Raw genomic sequence first — 1,945 nt, 5'->3', positions numbered from 1 at the left:
TGGGTTGTTGTGTTCGTTTCGGGCGTTTGTTGCTGGCGGCGTGGCGGTCAGACGGAACGATGACCCGTAAACGGAACTCGGGCCGTGAGTGCGATTACACTCACGGCCCGCTTAGCACTGCGAATTCTGGAAGAGCGGATACGGCCGATGCAATTCTCAAAGCAACAACGAAGTTCTCTATGCTCGATCGACTGTGACGCCGACGAGCGCAGCGTAACGCATATCCGACTGATGGGCCGCTGGCTTGAACAGGCAGGCTTCAAACCCGATCACTGACGACAGATACGGACGATTCCGTCATTTTCACGACGAACCATCCTTTTTAATTCGATCAACATCGTTGAATTAAGTCAGGCCACTTCTTCAACTTTCGTTCAGACAAACAACATGCCTCAGATGCATTCGGCCATCATGTTCTCGAGCCAGCCATCCAGCGTTCTCAACATGGACTAGCTGCCCGCAGACAAAACACCGGTTTGGCCATCCATGAGCACGCCAACTCGCGAGTTCATGGAGCCCGACTCCGTGTACATATGCGGTCCATTCGTATATAGACATACCTAAGAGATCATGCACATGAATAGTCCTATCCACATCCTCCAAGATTTCATTGAGAAATTCTTCAGCCTGTGCATCAGTGATCAGACCTTCAATCAGTTCTTGCAGTATTTCACGCTTTTTCATGGCATTACCAGTTTTTAAGCCTTCGACCAGGAACGGGCGGTTTATAAATTAGGCCAGTCACCGGGTCCATTGAACCCATATGCACGAGGCGTTTGTTGTAAACCTCAATATCGTCATGATCGTGATCCCATTGAAATAACCGTGTCCCGTCGGTCTTTACCCCGTTCTTAGCATTCTTGAAACCTCGCCAAATAGGACTCTCCGCCTTCGGTGGGTTAGTTTGACGAGCATTGTCCGCACTCCCCGCAGGCTCCTCAAGTGTCCCAACGTCAACCGGCGCGACACGGACTTTAGCATTGCTGCGCGAAACGGACGCTCGACTTTCCGCTTGCAGCGCCTTCGGTAATTGATATCCAGCAACGCTTGCAGCCACGCCGCCGAGGCTGCCCGCCGCCTGCGACGCGTATAGCGCGTCCGTATCAGTGCCGCCAAGCTCGTACGCAATGCCACCCGCCATTCCCGCGAAAGGCGAACTACGCATGCTATCTATCGCAGCATCGCCAGTGCTCATCGGCGGCGGGCTCAAAGCCGCCGCGGTTTGTTCGTCAGCGTCGGGGCGCGTATAGGTGGCTGCGTGAGCTAACCGCTTAAGTCGATCGCCGAACGAGCCCGGATCGGTGATCGCATGACCCATGTCCGAAAACCGGTCATACGTCCCGTCCGCGATTCGCGCATCGGCCTGCTGCGTCAACGCGTCCCACGACGACTTGCCTGTACCGGTCGTCGGCACCCTGAACGCGGCTGCATTCAAATCAACGTCGTTTCCGAAGCCAGCGGGGGCGACCGTCAATCCGGAAAGCGCGCCATTATAGCCAGGACCGTAAGCCAGGCCGGTGGATGCACCTTCAGGAGTCACAAACTGCGGGTGAAGTTTCGCCGAGTCAGGGGTCACAAATACCGTCGGCAACTGAAAGTCGCTCGACGGCGCGCCCGGACCCGCGAACATCATGCCCCCGGTCGAGCCAGACGAACTCACGCCATCGGCGCGGCCAAAGGCATCGACCAACTGCGCGTACACATCATCCGTATAGCCACGCTTGTCCCCGGCCGCCGGCTCTGCTCGTGCATCGCTCGCACTGCTCGTCGAGGCAGAATCTGCATTGGCTGTGGGCGCACCCGGCATCGCCGTGTCGGGCGACGGCTGCGCCGCGGGCGTCGCCGGCGCGCGTTCGTCGATGCGCGCCAGCAGCCGTTGCGCCGCTTTGCCGAGGCTGTTGTTTTGCTTCGCCGTCTCTTCGAGCGTGCCGTTGTTGAGATCGTT

Annotated in this window: 1 protein-coding gene; it reads right to left on the bottom strand. The window is 57.4% G+C overall.

Going from position 1 to position 1,945, the window contains the following annotated elements; genetic code table 11:
- Window positions 1-688: 688 nt before the first annotated feature.
- The coding region (locus tag AWB76_RS38540; RefSeq protein ID WP_208606667.1) for a colicin E3/pyocin S6 family cytotoxin at window positions 689-1,945 on the bottom strand (1,257 nt) is incomplete at its 5' end.

This window comes from Caballeronia temeraria (assembly GCF_001544795.2).
Classification (GTDB): Bacteria; Pseudomonadota; Gammaproteobacteria; order Burkholderiales; family Burkholderiaceae; genus Caballeronia; species Caballeronia temeraria.
This window is presented reverse-complemented; position numbering and strand designations above follow the sequence as displayed.